Raw genomic sequence first — 17543 nt, 5'->3', positions numbered from 1 at the left:
CGCGGCCCTTCGCCGTCACCGGGCGATCACCGGGGAAGGGTCCGGAGGCGCCCGACCGCATTGCCGAACAGCTCGGTGAACCACATCCCGTGACCGGGACCCGCGGTGATACGGAACGGCACCGTGTCCGCGCCCCCCTTCACCGGGAAGGTGGTGATCCTCCCGGTCGCGTCGACCCGTCCGATGCGTCCGGCCTGGTCGGTGTACCAGACCCGGCCGTCCGGTCCGAGGGCGATGCCGCTCGGGCCGCTGTCCCGGTCGGGCAGCGGGAACCGGGTGACGTGTCCGGCGCGGTCGATCCGGGCGACCGAGCCCGCGCCGGACGCGGTGAACCACATCCCGCCCGGTCCGGCGACGATCGCCTCGGGGAAGCCGGAGCCACGGGGCAGCGGGAACTCGGTGATCCGGCCGCTGAAGTCGATCCGCCCGATCTTCCCGCCGGTCAGCTCGGTGAACCACAGGGCGCCGTCCGCGCCCGCCGCGATCGAGCAGGGGGAGGCGCTCGGGGCTGGGACCGCGTACTCGGTGATGTGCCCGGCGGTGGTGATCCGGCCGATCCTGCCGCCGTTCTGCTCGGTGAACCACAGGGCTCCGTCGGCCCCCGCCGCGATCCCGGCCGGGAAACCGTCCGCCGTCGGCACCGGGAACTCCGTGAGGTGTCCGGCGGTGGTGATCCGGCCGATCCTGTTCGCGGTCCCCTCGGTGAACCACAGCGCGCGGTCGGGGCCGGCCGTGATGGCGAAGGGGAGGCTGTCCGGGTTCGAGGTGGGGAAGTCGGTCAGCTCGCCCTCCGTGGTGATCCGCCCGATCCGGCCGGCTCCGGACGCAGCGAACCACAGTGCCCCGTCCGGTCCGGCGGTGATACCGGCGGGGAGGGTGCGGGGCGCGGTGGTGATCGGATACTCCGTCACATCACCGGCGTCGGCCCGGGCCGGGGCGGCGACGGCGGTGACCCCGAGCAGGGCACCCAGGCAGGCCGGGAGGAGGCGGCGGATCGCTCGCCCGAGCATGGCTGCGCCGGACATGGGGCGGCCCCTTCCAAGCGGGTCCGGGGAGAGGGACACCGCCGGCGGCTGATGGAACGTCGGATTCAGGCTAGGGGCGCCCGCACCGTCGTACGACCGGACCGGCCTGGACGGGGGACGGGGACGGGGGACGGGTCAGGGCACGGCCCGTACCCGCGGCACGATCGGCGCAGGGGTGAGGGGGCGAGTCGCCCGTGTCGCGCCGGGCCGACCGCGAGCGGCGCGAGGAGGTCCGTCACGGCGAACAGGGCTCCGACGACGTACCAGCCGGGCCGCTCCCACTCGACGCACAGCGCGATCAGCAGCCCCGGCCCGAACGCCTCGGGGAGCCCGGCGCCCACCTTCCCCGGCCACCCGCGGCAAGCGTGCCGCCGACCGGCTGGCGGGCATCCTGCGTCTGCCCGCGCCCGCCGACGTCCCACGCAACCCCCTGCGCGGCCCGCCCCCACCCGTCCGGACGAGTTCGAGGCACGGCTCGGGGACATCGCGGACCCCTGCCCGCCGAAGACGTTGCCGCCGCCCGCTCCGTCTGGGCCGAGGCCCTCGCCGCCCCGGACGGGACGGGCGACCCGTCCGGCTGCACGGCGACCTCCACCCGGCCGACGTGCTCACCGCGGAGGGCCCCCTCGCCGGTGTGGCCGATGTCGGTGACCTCTGCGCGACCGACCTGCGGCCGCCCGACTGCTCCTGCCCGAGGGCGCGAGCACACGCTTCCCCCAGGCGTACGGGCAGGTCGACGAGCCGACGGCCCGGCGGGCCGCGCGGCTGGGCCGTCCTGCGCGGCCTCTCCCTGATGTGCATCGGGCGGGCGTGGGAGCGGGGCCTGCCGGACAGGAAGCGGGCCCGGGGACCGGAGGGGCGGGCGGCGGCACGGCCCGGGTACTGGCCGAGCGGCGTGCCGCCGGGTCACACCGGATTGGCCTCAAACGGGGGGTCCTCCGGCGTGTCGCTGGGACAGACGGGTGGCGCCATGACCCGGCTGGGCGGCCCGGATGGTGCGCCGCGAGGACCTGACTGACGGTGGTTCATGTCGAGGCCGGGTCCATTCAGCTGATGCCGTATCCGCTGCCCGGCCACGGCGAGAGGACACCGACATGCGTTCTGCCCGCCTTCTGCTCGCCACGGCGGCGGCCACCGCCGCCCTGGCCTTCGCCGTACCTGGCGCCGCGCTCGCCGTGGCCGCCGGGAACGACGGAGGCCGGGACGACTCCTCGCACAGCAAGGAGCGCGACAGCGGCTCCGGCCGTGACCGCGACAGTGACTCCGACAGCGACCACGACAAGGGCTCCGGGAGGGACCACGACAACGACTACAGCACGGAGAACGACGACGACAGCAGCCACCGCGGACCGCGCGGCGGAATGCACACGGGTGGCGGTGCGCTCGCCGCGGTGCGGGGTGACGACCGGGGCTCGGACCGGGACGACAGCAGGTTCGACCCCGAGACCTACCGGGACGAGGGCAAGGGCAAGGGCGAGGACAGCGACGACGAGGACGATGACGACGAGGGCGGCGGCGGCCGTGAGAAGGGCGACCAGGGCGGGGGCGGCGGTCACGGCAAGCCGCGCGGCGGCATGCACACCGGAGGCGGCGCCCTCGCCACGCCCGGGGTCACCGCGGGCGGCCTGGCCGTGCTCGCCGTAGGCGCCAGTGGCATGTACGCGCTGCGCCGTAAGAAGGGCACCGAGCCGGTGTCCTGACCGACCCGCCACACACCAGGGGACGCGGCCGCCGCCGGCACGCGACACGCCGGCGGTACGGCCCGCCGTCCCGATCCCTGTTGCTGCCGTGCCCGAGTGAGGTGGTGTCCGATGGCAGCAGATCCCTCCTCCGCGCCCGGCGAGCAGGGTGCCCGCCGCGGCGGGCGGCGGACCCTGTGGGCGGTGGTGATCGTCGTCCTCGCCGTCACCGTGTTCGGCGGCCCCCACGGGGCCGGCGACCCCGCGGGCACGTCCCGCGCCTCGGGGTCGAGCGCCGCCCGCACGGACCCGCGCGGGGCCGGTGAGGCGCTGCCCCGCTCCACGCCGCTGCGGCTCCTCATCCCGAAGATCTCCGTGGACGCCCCCTTCACCGCCCTCACCATCGGGGGCTCGGGCCAGCTCGAGCCCCCGCCCTCCGACAACACCAATCTCGTCGGCTGGTACGTCGACGGCGCCTCGCCCGGCGAGAAGGGCACCGCGGTCATCGCCGGGCACGTCGACACGGCGACCTCCGCGGCGGTCTTCGCCAACCTCGACCGGCTGGAGGAGGGCGACCTGTTCTCCGTCGACCGGGCCGACGGGCGCCGGGCGAGCTTCGTCGTGGACGACACGGAGACCTTCCCGAAGGACGACTTCCCCAGCAAGCGGGTGTACGCCGACACCTCGCGCCCCGAGCTGCGGCTCATCACCTGCGCGGGGGACTACGACCACACGGTCAACGACTACACCGACAACCTGGTGGTCTTCGCCCACCTGCTGTGAGTTCCGGGCCGACCCGGACGGCTCACACGGAGCCGTCCGAGAGAGGGCCGCCCGGGGCGAGGGCCAGCGCGGCGAAGCGCTCGCCGATCCGGTGGTGCGCGGCGGCGTCCGGGTGGAGGTCGTCGGGCAGCGGCAGTTCGGCGAAGTCGGACGCGCCGTAGAGGTCACGGCCGTCGAGGTGATGGAGACGCGGGTCCTCGGCGGCGCGCTCGCGCACGATCCGGGCCAGCTCTTCCCGGATGACGCCCAGAGTGAGCTTTCCGCGGGCCCGCTCCTCCGGGGCCCCGGAGGCCTGGAACCGCAGCCGCCCCGCACTCAGCGCGCTGAGGTCCGGGGCTGTGGGACCCGGCGTGTCCTCGTGGATGGGGCACAGGATCGGCGAGACCACGAGCAGCGGAGTGTCGGGGTGGCCTTCGCGCACCGTGTCGAGGAAGCCGTGGACGGCGGGACCGAAGGCGCGCAGCCGCATCAGGTCGGTGTTCACCAGGTTGATGCCGAGCTTGAGGCTGATCAGATCGGCGGGCGTGTCGCGCAGCGCGCGAGCGGTGAAGGGGTCGAGGAGCGCGCTGCCGCCGAGGCCCAGGTTGATCAGCTCCACCCCGCCGAGACGGGCGGCGAGCGCCGGCCAGGTGGTGGTGGGACTCGCGGCGTCCGAGCCGTGGCTGATCGAACTGCCGTGGTGCAGCCACACCTTGCGGCCCCGGTCCGGCACGGGCTCGACGGGCGCGTCGGTGCGCAGGGCGACCAGTTCGGTGGCCTCGTTGTGCGGGAGCCAGATCTCGACGTCCTTGGCCTCACCGGGCAGGCCGGTGAAGCGCACGGTGCCGACCGGGCCGGGCCGGTGCTCGACGGTTCCGGTGGCCATGTCGATCGTCAGTCTCGCCCCGCCGGTGACCGAGGCGGTGCCGGCCGGGTGCCCGTCGACGAGCAGGTCGTAGACGCCGTCAGGGCGTGGCGGGGCGCCGACGTAGACCCGTTTGGTCGCCAGCGTGTCGAGTTCGACGGCGGTGGCCCGGGTGCGGAAGACCAGGCGTACCCCGGAGGGCTGGGACTCCGCCATGTGCAGTTGCGGGTCGGCACACTGGGCGCGGGCCCGGGCGGGCAGCCGGTGCGGCAACAGCCCGTGTTCGGTGCGCTCCAGATCGAGGGCGCCGCGGACGAGGTCTTCGGTCAGGGGCGTCGTGATCCAGTCGTGCCGGGTGGAGGACATGGTGCGTACCTGTCGGTCGGGGTGCGGGGTCAGGGCGTCGGCCAGTTGCGCAGCAGCGCGTCGAGGGCGTCCAGGATCCGGGTCCACGACTCCTGCGCGTCGGGGGCGCTGTGACTGAATCCGCCGGCCGTCTCCAGGCTGACGTAGCCGTGGAAGACGCTGCCCAGCAGCCGGACCGCATGGGTCTCGTCGGGTTCCGTCAGGTCGTAACCGCGCAGGATCGCCCGGGTCATCTGCGCGTGCCGGCCCCCGGCGCTCGCCGCGGCCGTCTTCGGGTCCGGCCGGAACCGGGCCGCCTCGTAGCGGCCCGGGTGCTCGCGGGCGTAGTCGCGGTACACGTCGGCGAAGGCCGTGAGGGCGTCCTTGCCGGCCCGCCCGGCCAGCGCGTCGGCTGCCCGGTCGGCCAGTTCCTCCAGCGCGAGCAGGGCGATCCGGGTCTTCAGGTCCTGGGAGTTCTTCAGATGCGAGTACAGGCTGGCGACCTTGACGTCGAACCGGCGGGCCAGCGCGGACACCGTCACCTGCTCGAAGCCGACCTCGTCGGCCAGCTCCGCTCCCGCACGGACGAGACGCTCCGTGGACAGACCTGCGCGCACCATGAGCTTCCTCCCGTGAACCGAAAGAAATTATGCACCTGCCTAAAAGCTTTAGGCAAATAGCAGAGTGCTATAGCTGAGCTCCCGCTCGCGGAGCACCTCATGGTTGCCGGTGCTGTGCCACAGCGCACGGCCAACGCCGCGTCAGTGGTGAGCGGTTCGAGGGTCTTCGGTGGGCCGGAGGGCAGGCCGTCGTCCATCCTCAGCGGCGAACGGGAGATCAGCCACAGGGTGAGCAGGCCGATCTGCGCGGGGCGGGTGAGACGGCACAGCCGGTCCTCGCCGCGCTCGGCGCGGGACCAGCGGGGCGACGGGGTTGTAGCCATGGGCTCGGGCCCTCGGCTCGTACCACTGGATGTCCACCACGACGGTGTCCCGGCCGTGCGCGAGCAGATGCTCCCGCAGGAAACGGGCGTTCGCGAGCACCTCGTCCTCGGTGGCCGTGGTGCTGTGGCGGTCCCAGCTGTTGCAGTCCATCGGGGCGCAGGTGCCGGGCGGGGAGCGGCCGGTCCATGGCGGGTTCCTCTCGGTCCGCGAGGGTCACGGGTGCCCGCACCACGACGGACGAGTGTGTCCCATCGGAGTCGAGGCGCGTCAAGAGTCAGGCCGACGCCGGGGAACACCCACTTTTTTGTGGGTACTTGGCAGCCCCGCTCCACCGGGAGAGGCTGTGGTGCGAGGGCAGGGGCCGCCGGGACGGGAGACGGAGAGGAGGATGACAGTGCTTCAGGACGCCGGCTCGGCCTCGACGAGCCGTTCCAGACGGCGATGGCCCCAGTCGGACAGCGGAGCCAGGGCCTCGGCCAGGTCGCGGCCGAACCCGGTCAGCGAATACACGGTCTTCGGCGGCAGCACGTCGTGCACCTCCCGGTGCACCAGCCCGTCCGACTCCATCTCGCGCAGCGCCTGAGTCAGCACCTTCTCGCTCAGCCCCGGCAGCCGGCGCCGCAGTTCGCCGGGCCGGTACGGGCCGGACTCCAGAAGCCAGAGCAGGTGCGTCTTCCACTTGCCGTCGATCACGGCGATCGCGGCGGTCACTCCGCACACGTTCGGATCCCGGGCGCGGCCGCGCGTCATCCTCGTCCCCTTCGTTTCCCGGCACAGCCCCTTCGACTGTCCTTTCGCCACTTATCTTTATGCATACGGGAGTTGAATCATGTCCACACCCTACGCACCGTCCACCGTCACCGTGCTCGGTCTCGGCCCGATGGGCCGCTCGCTCGCGGCCGCCTTCCTGAAGGCGGGGCTGCGGACCACGGTCTGGAACCGTACGCCGGGCCGCGCCCACGAGCTGACCGGACAGGGCGCGGCCGGTGCCGCCACCGCCGAGGAGGCCGTCGCCGCGAGCGACCTGGTCGTCGTCTGCGTGGTCGACTACGACGCCGCCGATTCGATCCTGCGGGGCGAGGCGGTGACCCGGGCGCTCAAGGGCCGTACCGTCGTCAACCTCACCGCCGACACCCCGGACCGTGCGCGCGGCACGGCCGACTGGGCGGCCGCCCACGGCATCCGCTATCTGGACGGCGCGATCATGACACCCGCCCCCAGCATCGGCACACCGGACGCCGTGTTCCTGCACAGCGGCCCGCGGGACCTCTTCCAGGAGCACCTGCCCCGCCTGGAGGCCCTGGGCGGTACACACAGCCACCTCGGCGAGGAGATCGGGCGCGCCGCCACCTTCGACATCGCGCTGCTCGACATCTTCTGGACCGCGATGGCCGGCTACGCGCACGCCGTGGCGATCGCCCGGGCCGAGGGCGTCACCGCCCGGGAACTGGCGCCGTTCGCCCAGGGCATCGGCGCGATCCTTCCGCCGCTCTTCGCCGAGTTCGCCGAGGACGCCGACAGCGGCACCTACTCCGGGGCGATCAACCCCATCACCTCGGCCGTCTCGACCATGGCCCATGTCGTCGCCGTCTCCGAGAGCCACGGGATCGACGCGGGCGTGATGCGCGCGACCGAGGGAATGGCCCGCCGGGTCATCGGCCTCGGCCACGGCACGGACGGGTTCATCCGGGTCGCGGAGGTGCTCGGGCGCCACTGAGCGGTGCGGTCCAGAAGGACCGCCACCGGGCGGCCCTACTTCGTGAACTGCTCACCGAGCCGGCTGTCGCCTAGGAACGGGCGCGGCCGGCTCGGCGGTGCTGGCGGCCTGGCAGTGCTGATGGCTTCGTGGTCGCGGACGCAGGCGCCCCGGCGGGCGTCCCGCGGCCTTCACGGACACGCGGCCGCCAGCAGTGACTCCCCGGCCGGTGTCCTCGCGTACAGCACCCAGCGGCCCGCCCGGTGGGCGCTGACCAGGCCGGCGTCCCGAAGCGCCGTCAGGTTCTGGGAGACGCCGGCCGCGGACAGCCCGGTCCGGGTGGCCAGTTCGGTGGTGGAGGCAGGGCTGTCCAGCTCGGTCAGCAACAGCGTCCGGGAACGCCCGAGCACACCGGCCAGGGCATCGGTACGGGTGCGCTGCCTCGGTTCCCACAGCGAGCCGATGCCCCGGGCCGGATAGGCGAGTTGGGGCGGATCGGGCGGCGTCACCCTGGTCAGCGGGAGCGGGCCGGTGAATACCGAGGGGATCAGCAGCATCCCCGGCCCCGTCGTCGTCCGGGACAGGGCGCGGTGCCGGCGCAGCAGACGGAGCGTGTCGTCGTCCCAGCGCACCGAGGCGTGCAGATCGTTGAGGAGACGGGCCGCGCCGTGCTCGGCGACCTGGCGCGCGCGGTGGGACACATCCGCGTCCAGCACGGCCCTGATCCGCGCCCAGTAGGGGGCGTACGCCACCTCCCAGAACGTCTCTATCTCCTCGACGACCCGGGAGAGCCGTGCCTCCGGGCGGGCGTACAGGGCGCGTGCCCGCGGTCCGAGGCCGCCCTGTTCGCGGCGCAGGCGGTCGAGGTCGTCCCGGACCCGCCCGGGCGGCGCGGCGGCGATGCCGTCCAGCTCGGCGGCCAGGGCGGGAGCCGGGCCCGAAGGCGTCGGGTTGAGGAAGTCGGGGACGTAACCGGACGGCGGGATCAGCTCGGCCAGCCAGCCCCGGTCCAGCCCGGCGGCCAGGACGCGGGGCCGTGTCCGGTCCAGCCAGGTCCGGTGGACCGGATGCGCCGTCCGGGCGCGCAGAAGCCGGAAGCCCGGACCGACCTCCCACATGGGGCTCACGGCGAAGCGGGTGTGCGCCAGGTCCCGCACCGAGAACAGCAGGTCCGCCACGCCCGAGCCCCCGAGGATTCACCCATATCCGAATCGATGGCCGTGATCCTACGGCCCGCGGATCATTCCGGCATGACCTCGACGATCATCACCGCGGCGGCATCGGGCACCTGGAAGCTGGGGGACCTGGAGGTCCGCCGCATCGGCTTCGGTGCGATGCGCCTGCCGCAGACCGGCCCGGCGCTCGTGCCCCGCGCCGTACCCCGCGACCGTGACCAGGCGGTCGCCGTGCTGCGTCGCGCGGTCGAGCTCGGCGTGAACCACATCGACACCGCCGCCTTCTACTTCTCGCCGCTCCGCTCCGCCAACGAACTGATCGACCGGGCCCTCGCGCCCTACCCGGACGACCTCGTCATCACCACCAAGGTGGGCCCCGGCCGTGACCTCCGCGGGCACTGGCTGCCGCATGCCGGGCCCGGCGAACTACGGGGCCAGGTCGAGGAGAACCTGCGCCAGCTCGGCCGCGACCACCTGGACGTGGTGAACCTGCGCGTGGTCGGCACGGACTCCCTCGCCGACCGCTTCGGTGCCCTCGCCGAACTGCGCGAGGCAGGTCTCATCCGGCACCTCGGCCTGTCGAACGTGACCCCCGCCCAGCTCGCCGAGGCCCGGGCCGTCGCCCCCGTGGTCTGCGTCCAGAACAGGTACGGCATCGCGGTCCGCCCCGACCAGGACGCCGTCGTCCGCTCCTGCGGCGAGCAGGGCATCGCCTTCGTCCCGTTCTACTCGATCGCCGCCGACGGCGGGCAGTACGGCGCCGAGGACGCGGACGCCCCGGGGATCCGGCAGGTCGCCCTGGCCCACGGCGCGACCCCGGCCCAGGTCCGCATCGCCTGGACACTGCGGCGCGGCCCGCATGTGCTCGCCATCCCCGGCACCGGCGACCCGGCCCACCTGGAGTCCAACGTGGCGGCGGGCTCCCTGCGCCTGACCGCCGAGGACCTGGCCCTGCTCGACACCGTGCACCGGCAGGCGGAGGGAGGGTAGCCGCCCGGACCTGGCGGACGCGCGCCTTGTGCCCGCGAGGGCACAATGGAACGCTTCGGTCCGCCGGTCGCGACCACGGCCGGCCGGGGCGGTGAGCACCGGGTTTCCCGGGAGAGGGACGATCTCCCGGGGCAGGCCGTGGGACGGAACGGGGAGTGGACCGATGGAGCTGGAGCTTCGGCACCTGCGGGTGCTGTGCGCGATCGCCGACGCGGGCAGCGTGGGCCGCGCCGCGACACACCTCGGGTACTCACAGCCCGCCGTGAGCACCCAGCTCAGGCGTATCGAGCAGCACCTGGGCGAGCCGCTGTTCGAGCGGAGCGCGAGCGGCGTGCGGCCGACCCGGTACGGCGCCGAGGTCGTCGCGCAGGCCCGGGACGTCCTGGCCCGCGCCGACGCCATCGGCCACCGCCCGGCCGCCGCCCCGGCCCCCCGCACCCTGCGCGTCGCCGCGACCAACTCACCCATGCTCTCGGGCACGGTCTCCCGCGTGCGCACCCGGCTGCCGGAACTCTCCCTCGCCGTGACCAGCGTCTACGCCTCCTCGCGGATCGTGGAGCTGCTGGAGGAGGGAGCGGTGGACGCGGCCATAGCCGCCGACTACCCCGGCATGGAACTGCGCCACTCGACTGCCGTGCGGCACCGTGGGATCGTCACCGAGCCCACGTTCGTCGCCCTGCCCGCGCGTCACCGGCTGCGCCAGTGCGCCCAGGTGCAGCTGGCCGACCTGGCCGAGGACGCGTGGTTCGTGACCCCGGACGACGGCGCCGGCTGGCCCGGGGTGTTCTACGACGCCTGCACGGCGGCCGGCTTCACCCCCGTCGCGGTGCACGAGTTCCTCGGTGACCAGACCCAGTTGCAGAGCATGATCGCGGACGGGCTCGGTGTCTCCCTCGTACAGCCGACGCTGCGCCCGATCCCGCACGTCGTCGTCAAGCCGCTGGCCGGATCCCCGCTGTGGTGCCGCTATGTGCTGGCCTGGCGGCCCGGCACCGTCACCGACGACGTGGTGGACACGCTGCTCCGGTCGGCCACCGACGCCTACCGCGATCTGGTGGCCCAGGCACCGCACTTGAGGACATGGGCCGCGCGGACCTGGAGCGCCGCGGGGGCGTAGCGGGCCGGGCGGGGGTGCGCGATGTTATGGGTGGTCAGTGTCATGTGCTATGTCACACGCCATTGTTGACACGGGTGACCCGCTGAGACAGTGCCTCACACGCCTCAACACCCCACCGAGGCGCATCTCTTCGTGGAGGAATCCCGATGCGCTATCGCTTCGCGCTGCCCAGACGCCTGGCCTACGCCTCCGCCGTCTGTGTCACCGTGGCCGGCCTGCTGTCCACACCGGCGTTGGCCTCACCCCAGCCGCATGCCCGTACGGGCGCCCCCGCCCCCGGCAGGCACGTCCCCGCGCCACCCCCGGCCGGGCCGACCAGCGGTGCCACCGAACGTCCAGCGGCGCAGACACGGCGGCTCAGCCCCGCCCAACTCCCTCCCCACGCACCGTCGCTGACCCGTAGCGCGGAAACGCGCCCGCGTACCGGGGCGAAGAAGGCCTCCTGCACCCCGGGCGACTTCGGCAGCCGCACCGGATCCGCCCTCGTCACGTTCGTGAGGTCCTCCACCACGGACTGCGTCAACACCCTCTTCCCGGTCACCGGCAGGGACGCCCACGACATCTTCCGCGAGTCCCAGATGCTGAGCGTCGCGGACGCCTTCACCCGCACCGCCGGGCAGTACCGCGGCGACAACTCCGCCGGACTGCTGCAACTGGTCCTCTTCCTGCGTGCCGGCTACTACGTCCAGTTCAACCACCCCGGTGACGTGGGGTCGTACAGCTCCCAGCTGACCACCGCCACCACGCATGGCCTGGACGCCTTCTTCGCCCGGAGCCACTCCGAGGACGTCACGGCCGCCAACGGCGACATCCTCGGAGAGATCGTCATCCTCACCGACAGCGCCGACCAGCAGGGTCGCTACCTGGATGTCTACCAGCGCCTGCTGGACGCCTACGACAGCTCCTACGACGCGATCGACAGCATGGTCAGGGCCGTCAACAATGTGTACACCCCGCTGTGGCGCGGCAACTGGAACCCGGACTACGTGAAAGCGGTCGCCGCCGACCCGGGCATCGCCGACACCCTGCACGACTTCGCGCTGGACCACACGGACCTGCTCGGCACCGCCAATGCCTTCCTGGACTCCAATGCCGGCATGAACGTGGCGCGTTACGTCGAACACCCCGAACTCCAGGCCACCGTACGGCCGTTGGCCAAGGAACTGCTGGACGAGTCGGAGATCACCGGCCCCACGGCCGGACTGTGGGTCGCGGTGGCGACGCAGGCGAACTCCTACGACGGCGCCAACTGCTCGTACTACGACGTCTGCGACCTGCCCGCCAAGCTCACCAAGGCGGCCCTGCCGATCACCCACCACTGCGACGAGCAGCACACCATCCTCGCCCAGTCCCTGACCGCCGACGACCTCGCCGCCGCGTGTGCCAGCGTGCTGAACCAGGACACCTACTTCCGGGGCGTCGTCAAGGCCGGCGGCGCGATACCCGGCCAGTACGTCTCCACCATCCAGCTGGTCGTCTTCGCCAGCCGCGCCGACTACCAGACCTACGCGGGCGCGATCTACGGCGTCAGCACCGACAACGGCGGCATCACCCTGGACGGGAACCCCTCCGACCCGGGCAACCAGGTGAAGTCGATCATGTACCAGAAGGACTCCGACGACGGCTTCGTGGCCCGGATCTGGAACCTCAACCACGAGTACACGCACTTCCTCGACGGCCGCGACGACATGAAGGGCGACTTCCCCCAGCAGATCTCGGTGCCGGACATCTGGTGGATCGAGGGCCTCGCCGAGTACGTCTCCTACAGCTACCGGAACCTCGCCGACGACCAGGCGATCCAGGAGGCCGGCAAGCACACCTACAAGCTGAGCACGCTGTTCGAGAGCACCTACGACAACAGCGACGTGACCCGCACCTACCCGTGGGGCTACCTGGCCGTGCGCTACATGGCCGAGCGGCACCCCGACGACATCCAGAGCATGCTCTCCCGCTTCCGCGTCGGTGACTACACCGGCGGATACGCCGTCTACCACGACGGCATCGGCACCCGCTACGACGCCGACTTCGACCAGTGGCTCACGGCGTGCGCCGGGGGCGCCTGCGCCAAACGGGCCAAGGCCTGACCGCCCGCGCCCGAGCGAAACGGCCGCCGACCGGAACCCCGGTCGGCGGCCGCACGCGTGCGCGGACACCCGTCAGACAGCGGTCGACGGGTACGTCGGGTACTCCACGCCCGAGACGTGCTGGACGACCCGGACGACCTGGCAGGAGTAGCCGAACTCGTTGTCGTACCAGAGGTAGAGGATCGCGTTGTCCCCCTCGACCTTGAGGGCGCCGGCGTCCACGATCGAGGCGTGGCGCGAGCCGATGAAGTCGCTGGAGACCGCGTCGGGCGCCGTGGTGAAGTCGATCTGGCGCTTGAGCGGCGAGGTCAGCGACACGTCCCGCAGGTAGTCGTGGACGTCCTCGCGGGTGGTCTCGCGGGCCAGCTGGAGGTTGAGGATCGCGATCGACACGTCCGGCACCGGGACACGGATCGAGCTGCCGGTGATCCGCGCCTTGAGGTCGGGCAGGGCCTTGGCGACGGCGGAGGCGGCACCGGTCTCGGTGATCACCATGTTGAGCGGCGCCGAGCGGCCGCGGCGCTCGGACTTGTGGTAGTTGTCCAGGAGGTTCTGGTCGTTGGTGAACGAGTGGACCGTCTCCACGTGGCCGCGCAGCACGCCGTACTCGTCGTCCATGGCCTTCAGCGGCGGGACGATCGCGTTGGTGGTGCAGGAGGCGCAGGACAGGATCTGCTCGTCCGGCTTGATCGTGTCGTGGTTGACGCCGTGCACGATGTTCGGGACGTCGCCCTTGCCCGGCGCGGTCAGGACGACCTTCTCGATGCCCGGGCGCAGGTGCTTGGACAGGCCCTCGAGGTCGCGCCACTTGCCGGTGTTGTCGATGAGGATGGCGTCCCGGATGCCGTACTCGGTGTAGTCGACGGCCGTCGGGTCGTCGGCGTAGATCACCTTGATGGCGTTGCCGTTGGCGACGATCGTGCTGCTGTCCTCGTCCACGGTGATGGTGCCGTGGAACTGGCCGTGGATGGAGTCGCGGCGCAGCAGCGAGGCACGCTTCACGATGTCCTGATCGCCGCCACCGCGCACGACGATGGCGCGCAGGCGCAGGCCGTTGCCGGAGCCGGCCTTCTCGATCAGCAGGCGGGCGACGAGGCGGCCGATGCGGCCGAAGCCGTAGAGGACGACGTCGCGCGGCTCGCGGCGCTCTATCTTGTTGGCGCCCGTGGCGCCGGCGACGGCCTCGGCGGTGAACCCGGCGACGCTCAGGCCGCGGTCGTCGGCCTTGTAGGTGGCGGCGAGCATGCCCAGGTCGATCTGGGAGGGCCCGAGGTCGAGGGTGGTGAGGGCCTGGAGGAACGGCATCGTCTCGGTGACCGAGAGCTCCTCGCCGGCGATCTGCCGGGCGAAGCGGTGCGTCTTCAGGATGCTGACCACCGACTTGTTCACCAAGGAGCGGCTGTGCAGCAGGACGGTCACGTCCCGCTCACGGTGCAGCTTCCCGATGATCGGGATCATCGACTCCGCGATCTCCTCGCGGGTCTTCCAGTTGGTGAACGAGTCGTCGTTGACAGTCACAGATCTATCTTTCGAGCTAGGCAGCGCTCATATGCTAACCACACCTTACGGTGGCCATTTCGGGTCTCTGGAGCAGGGGTGGGCGGAGGGGTAATTTGCCCCGATTTAGGCGTTGATTCGGAGCTGATTCACCCTGAATTCAGGCGTAGGTTGCCGCGATTCCTGAATCAGGGTGGAAGATCGTAAGAAAGCCGGGTTGCGGATTGCGTGCCCCCACGGGCGTGACCAAGGTCGTAGGGTGAGCACGTCTTCTGTACCTCGTCCCGAGCCGGCCGCGCCGTCCGGTCTCCTCCGCCGTCCCGCGCTCCCCCCGGCCGTCCGGCCCCGGGGTCCGCAGGGTGCCCTGCCGGCCCTCGCGCTGTTCGCGGTCGTCCGGCTCGCCGGAGTGGTCGCGGTGATCGTCACCAATCACCTCACCGGACACCCGCTGGTGCGCAGCCTGGCCCACTCCTGGGACTCCCGCTGGTACCTGCACATCGCCGGCCACGGCTACGGACACCTCATCTGGATCACCCAGACCGGCGGGGTGCAGGCCGACTGGGCGTTCTTCCCGCTCTATCCCGGACTCATCCGGGCCCTGATCACGGTCCTCCCGTTCACCCCCGGCCAGGCCGGGATACTGATCGCCTGGGCCGCCGCGGGCGTGGCCGCCTACGGCCTCTACGTCCTCGGCCACCACCTCTACGGGCGTGCCGTCGCCACCGCCCTGGTCGGCCTGTGGGCCGTTCTGCCGCACGCCGTCGAACTGACCATCGCCTACACCGAGTCGCTCTTCGCCGCACTCGCCGTCTGGTCCCTGTACTGCGTGCTCAAGGGCCGCTGGCTGTGGGCCGGTTCGCTGGCCGCGCTGGCGGGCCTGTCCCGGCCGACCGGGTTCGCGGTGGCGGTGGCCGTCGGCGCCGCCGCCGTGCACGAGGTGCTCCGGTGCCGTGGCCGGGTGCCGGCGGGACTGTGGGCCGGTGCCCTCCTCGCCCCGCTGGGCTGGCTCGGCTATGTGCTCTGGGTGGGGCAGCGGACCGGCGACCCGCTGGGCGGCTACTTCAAGATCCAGAGCGCCTGGGACTCGCGCTTCGACTTCGGCGCCGGCGCCCTGCGTTTCCTCAAGGTGCTGTTCCTGCACGGTGGCAGCGCCGTCTACCCGGCGGCCCTGATGGTGGTCGTGCTCGGCGTCGTGCTGTTCGGGCTGCTCTGTCTGGACAGCGCCCCGTTGGTCCTGGTGGTCTTCGCGGGGGTGCTGATCCTGCTCGTGGTCGGGGGCTCCGGCTCTTTCTCGTCCAAGCCGCGCTTCCTGCTGCCCGTCTTCCCCCTGCTGATCCCGCCGGCGCGAGCCTTCGCCCGCACCTGGCGGGTCCGGCCGGCCCAGGTGCTGCTCATCGGCGGGTCCCTTGCCGTTGTGTCCGTGTTGTACGGGGCGTATGTGACAGTGGTGGCCCACTCCCCGCTGTGAGCCGTCACGGTGGATCCGGTATCGGTTCAATGAAAAGATCGAGCGGAGTCCGGACGAGAGAGGCGTGTCGATGAAGCTGCACACCCGCGAGTGGGGGACCGGAGACCGGGTCGCCGTCCTGGTCCACGGGATCATGTCCGACCACAGGACCTGGCACCGGGTCGCGCCGGCCCTGGCGGACAAGGGTTACCGGGTGATCGCGGTGGACCTGCGCGGACACGGAGCGAGCGGCCGGGGTGAGTACGGCGCCGAGATCTGGGCGGACGACCTCGTGGAAACCCTCCCGCACGGCCCGCAGCTGGCGATCGGGCACTCGCTGGGCGCCATGGCGCTGGCCCTCGCCGCCGAGCGGCTGGCACCGGAACGGGTCGTCTACTGCGACCCGGCCTGGGAGCTCAGGCGGGACCTCGACCTGGTGGCCCGCTCCTTCGCGGAGGCCAAGCACGTCAACCGCGCCGTGATCGAACACTTCAACCCGCGCTGGGACGCGGCCGACGTGGAGATCGAGCTGTCCACGCTCGCCGACTGGGACCCCGCGACGGCCCACGCCCTGCCCGAGGCCTACGCCGTCGGCCGGACCCCTCGGCGCCCGGTGGCGCCCTCACTCGTCCTGCTGGCCGACCCGAGTGACCTCGTCTCCCCGGAACTGGAAGGGGAGCTGACCCGGCGGGGCTTCACGGCCCGCACGGTCCCCGGAGCCGGGCACTCCCTGTACCGGGACGACTTCCAGGGATTCATGGGCGCTCTGGACGGCTGGATCTGAGGGCAGGCCGGCGGCGTCCTCGGTCCCGCCGGAAGCACCAGGTGCCGGCGAGCGACTGGGGCGCGGCCAGTTCCTCCGGGCTGCCGACTCCCGGGTCGACGATGTCGGAACAGTGGGCATCCTGGTGACCGGCAGGTCCAGCACCTGCCTCACCAGAGTGGCCGGCTCGACGCCGTACCGCTCGTGGAAGTGGCGCAGTACCGCCTGGTGCCGACGCCCCGACATGCCCTGGTCGCAGGCGCCCTGCCGGTCGAGCAGGGCCGGTACGGCGCAGCCGTGGTCGGCCCTGACGAGACGGAGGGCGGTGTGCTCCGGCCGGAGGGCGGATATGCGGGTGCCGCCGGCCCGGTCGAGGTCCACCTCGGCCGTGATGTGGTCGGCCGGCCGGTGGGCCGGGGTGCCGAACGGGTCCTGGTCCGCAGGGGTCGGCGCGTCCGGGGCGCGCGGCCGCCGCTCGGCCTCGCGGGCCCGGTGGGCGGCGCGCGCCAGGTGTGCCGTCGGCCGCCCCGGCGGGTCGGCGCAGCGAGGCCGGCGTGAGGTATCGGTATCGGCGCACCGCCGCGGCAGCCCGGAGATCGTCGTCGCCGTGCGGCCGAACGCGGCGGCCGGGTCCGACCGTGTGACCGGACGCCCGGTGGCCGGCTCCGCCGAGGGCCTTCTCGTCCCGCGCGCCGCTGTGCGAAGGGCGCGAATCGGGGTAGTCGAAGGAGGGTCCGAGGAAGGGATCGCCATGACGACCTACGTCATCACCGTGCCCGGCACCTTCGCCACGGGGGTCGGGGACGGCGCCCGGGCGCGGCTGAGCCGGGCGCTCGGGCCGGCCGATCCGCACACCACGCGGATGGGGTACGCCGAAGATCTGGACGTACTCAACGTCAACGAGGACAACACGTTCACCCTGCGTCTGACCGTCCATGCGGACACCGGCCCGCACGCCGTGGAGGAGGCGGGCCGGCTCGCTGACTCCGCCCTGCGCGGCGCGGGACTGGACGAGGGGGCGGCGGCGCTGGGACCCGCCGTGATCACCGGCATCGATTCGGAAGCCGACTGAGCAGCCTGTCACCGCAGACCTTCCCCCTTGAGGCAGGATCATCCGATAAAGGTAAAATCTAGGCGTTTGCCCAGAAGGGCCA

Annotated in this window: 15 protein-coding genes and 1 pseudogene; 9 read left to right on the top strand and 7 right to left on the bottom strand. The window is 72.3% G+C overall.

Annotated features, from left to right (window positions below):
* Positions 1–26: 26 nt before the first annotated feature.
* Positions 27–1025, bottom strand: a complete 999-nt coding sequence (locus tag AVL59_RS26755; protein WP_067309114.1) for a Vgb family protein — start codon at positions 1023–1025, stop codon at positions 27–29.
* 1094 nt (positions 1026–2119) lie between these two features.
* Here AVL59_RS26755 and AVL59_RS26750 point away from each other — a divergent pair.
* Positions 2120–2725: a hypothetical protein gene (locus tag AVL59_RS26750; RefSeq protein ID WP_067309112.1), complete on the top strand. Its 606-nt coding sequence runs from the start codon at positions 2120–2122 to the stop codon at positions 2723–2725.
* 111 nt (positions 2726–2836) lie between these two features.
* On the top strand, positions 2837–3487 hold the full coding sequence (locus tag AVL59_RS26745) for a class F sortase (RefSeq protein WP_067309109.1): 651 nt from the start codon (positions 2837–2839) through the stop codon (positions 3485–3487).
* A 22-nt stretch (positions 3488–3509) separates the two neighbouring features.
* Here the strand turns inward: AVL59_RS26745 and AVL59_RS26740 are convergent, their stop codons facing one another.
* The 3 genes from AVL59_RS26740 to AVL59_RS26730 form a co-directional block, all read right to left on the bottom strand.
* Positions 3510–4697, bottom strand: a complete 1188-nt coding sequence (locus tag AVL59_RS26740; protein ID WP_067309106.1) for a GDSL-type esterase/lipase family protein — start codon at positions 4695–4697, stop codon at positions 3510–3512.
* A gap of 29 nt (positions 4698–4726) precedes the next feature.
* Positions 4727–5296, bottom strand: coding sequence for a TetR/AcrR family transcriptional regulator (locus AVL59_RS26735; RefSeq protein WP_067309103.1), 570 nt, complete (start codon positions 5294–5296; stop codon positions 4727–4729).
* Between the two features lie 723 nt (positions 5297–6019).
* Positions 6020–6370, bottom strand: a complete 351-nt coding sequence (locus AVL59_RS26730; RefSeq protein ID WP_067309101.1) for a winged helix-turn-helix transcriptional regulator — start codon at positions 6368–6370, stop codon at positions 6020–6022.
* A 79-nt stretch (positions 6371–6449) separates the two neighbouring features.
* Here AVL59_RS26730 and AVL59_RS26725 point away from each other — a divergent pair, with 79 nt between their 5' ends.
* Complete coding sequence (locus AVL59_RS26725) at positions 6450–7337, top strand: NAD(P)-dependent oxidoreductase (RefSeq protein ID WP_067309098.1); 888 nt, start codon at positions 6450–6452, stop codon at positions 7335–7337.
* 170 nt (positions 7338–7507) lie between these two features.
* Here the strand turns inward: AVL59_RS26725 and AVL59_RS26720 are convergent, their stop codons facing one another.
* Positions 7508–8494 carry an ArsR/SmtB family transcription factor gene (locus AVL59_RS26720; RefSeq protein WP_372450294.1) on the bottom strand — a complete coding sequence of 329 codons (987 nt, stop codon included), beginning with the start codon at positions 8492–8494 and terminating at the stop codon, positions 7508–7510.
* Between the two features lie 72 nt (positions 8495–8566).
* Between AVL59_RS26720 and AVL59_RS26715 the strand changes: the two genes are divergently transcribed.
* The 3 genes from AVL59_RS26715 (at position 8567) to AVL59_RS26705 (ending at position 12682) form a co-directional block, all read left to right on the top strand.
* A complete protein-coding gene (locus AVL59_RS26715; RefSeq protein WP_067317812.1) occupies positions 8567–9481 on the top strand; it encodes an oxidoreductase in 915 nt (304 codons plus the stop codon).
* A gap of 163 nt (positions 9482–9644) precedes the next feature.
* The gene (locus AVL59_RS26710; protein WP_067309097.1) at positions 9645–10598 is read left to right on the top strand and encodes a LysR family transcriptional regulator; all 954 of its coding nucleotides are present in this window, start codon (positions 9645–9647) and stop codon (positions 10596–10598) included.
* A 146-nt stretch (positions 10599–10744) separates the two neighbouring features.
* On the top strand, positions 10745–12682 hold the full coding sequence (locus AVL59_RS26705) for a collagenase (protein ID WP_067309094.1): 1938 nt from the start codon (positions 10745–10747) through the stop codon (positions 12680–12682).
* 72 nt (positions 12683–12754) lie between these two features.
* On the opposite strand, the gene AVL59_RS26700 is transcribed toward AVL59_RS26705, so the two are convergent.
* On the bottom strand, positions 12755–14200 hold the full coding sequence (locus AVL59_RS26700) for a glyceraldehyde-3-phosphate dehydrogenase (protein WP_067309091.1): 1446 nt from the start codon (positions 14198–14200) through the stop codon (positions 12755–12757).
* Positions 14201–14438: 238 nt separating this feature from the next.
* Here AVL59_RS26700 and AVL59_RS26695 point away from each other — a divergent pair, with 238 nt between their 5' ends.
* Complete coding sequence (locus AVL59_RS26695; protein WP_067309089.1) at positions 14439–15647, top strand: hypothetical protein; 1209 nt, start codon at positions 14439–14441, stop codon at positions 15645–15647.
* Between the two features lie 70 nt (positions 15648–15717).
* Entirely contained in the window at positions 15718–16410 is a 693-nt protein-coding gene (locus tag AVL59_RS26690) for an alpha/beta fold hydrolase (RefSeq protein ID WP_079147451.1), read from the top strand.
* 165 nt (positions 16411–16575) lie between these two features.
* Here AVL59_RS26690 and AVL59_RS56655 read toward each other — a convergent pair.
* Positions 16576–17142: pseudogene (locus AVL59_RS56655) on the bottom strand (hypothetical protein); the annotation flags it as partial.
* Between AVL59_RS56655 and AVL59_RS26680 the strand changes: the two are divergent.
* A complete protein-coding gene (locus AVL59_RS26680; protein WP_067309082.1) occupies positions 17141–17461 on the top strand; it encodes a hypothetical protein in 321 nt (106 codons plus the stop codon). The pseudogene AVL59_RS56655 and the gene AVL59_RS26680 overlap by 2 nt on opposite strands.
* Positions 17462–17543: the final 82 nt, after the last annotated feature.

The sequence above is a fragment of the Streptomyces griseochromogenes genome (assembly GCF_001542625.1).
Taxonomy (GTDB): Bacteria; Actinomycetota; Actinomycetes; order Streptomycetales; family Streptomycetaceae; genus Streptomyces; species Streptomyces griseochromogenes.
The sequence above is the reverse complement of the archived record's forward strand: the minus strand, read 5'-3'. Positions and strand labels throughout refer to the sequence as shown.

Bases quoted from the DNA above. Each gene is read 5' to 3' on its own strand.
- AVL59_RS26755 (WP_067309114.1), bottom strand. From the start codon at position 1,025: ATGTCCGGCGCAGCCATGCTCGGGCGAGCGATCCGCCGCCTCCTCCCG.
- AVL59_RS26750 (WP_067309112.1), top strand. From the start codon at position 2,120: ATGCGTTCTGCCCGCCTTCTGCTCGCCACGGCGGCGGCCACCGCCGCC.
- AVL59_RS26745 (WP_067309109.1), top strand. From the start codon at position 2,837: ATGGCAGCAGATCCCTCCTCCGCGCCCGGCGAGCAGGGTGCCCGCCGC.
- AVL59_RS26740 (WP_067309106.1), bottom strand. From the start codon at position 4,697: ATGTCCTCCACCCGGCACGACTGGATCACGACGCCCCTGACCGAAGAC.
- AVL59_RS26735 (WP_067309103.1), bottom strand. From the start codon at position 5,296: ATGGTGCGCGCAGGTCTGTCCACGGAGCGTCTCGTCCGTGCGGGAGCG.
- AVL59_RS26730 (WP_067309101.1), bottom strand. From the start codon at position 6,370: ATGACGCGCGGCCGCGCCCGGGATCCGAACGTGTGCGGAGTGACCGCC.
- AVL59_RS26725 (WP_067309098.1), top strand. From the start codon at position 6,450: ATGTCCACACCCTACGCACCGTCCACCGTCACCGTGCTCGGTCTCGGC.
- AVL59_RS26715 (WP_067317812.1), top strand. From the start codon at position 8,567: ATGACCTCGACGATCATCACCGCGGCGGCATCGGGCACCTGGAAGCTG.
- AVL59_RS26710 (WP_067309097.1), top strand. From the start codon at position 9,645: ATGGAGCTGGAGCTTCGGCACCTGCGGGTGCTGTGCGCGATCGCCGAC.
- AVL59_RS26705 (WP_067309094.1), top strand. From the start codon at position 10,745: ATGCGCTATCGCTTCGCGCTGCCCAGACGCCTGGCCTACGCCTCCGCC.
- AVL59_RS26690 (WP_079147451.1), top strand. From the start codon at position 15,718: ATGAAGCTGCACACCCGCGAGTGGGGGACCGGAGACCGGGTCGCCGTC.
- AVL59_RS26680 (WP_067309082.1), top strand. From the start codon at position 17,141: ATGACGACCTACGTCATCACCGTGCCCGGCACCTTCGCCACGGGGGTC.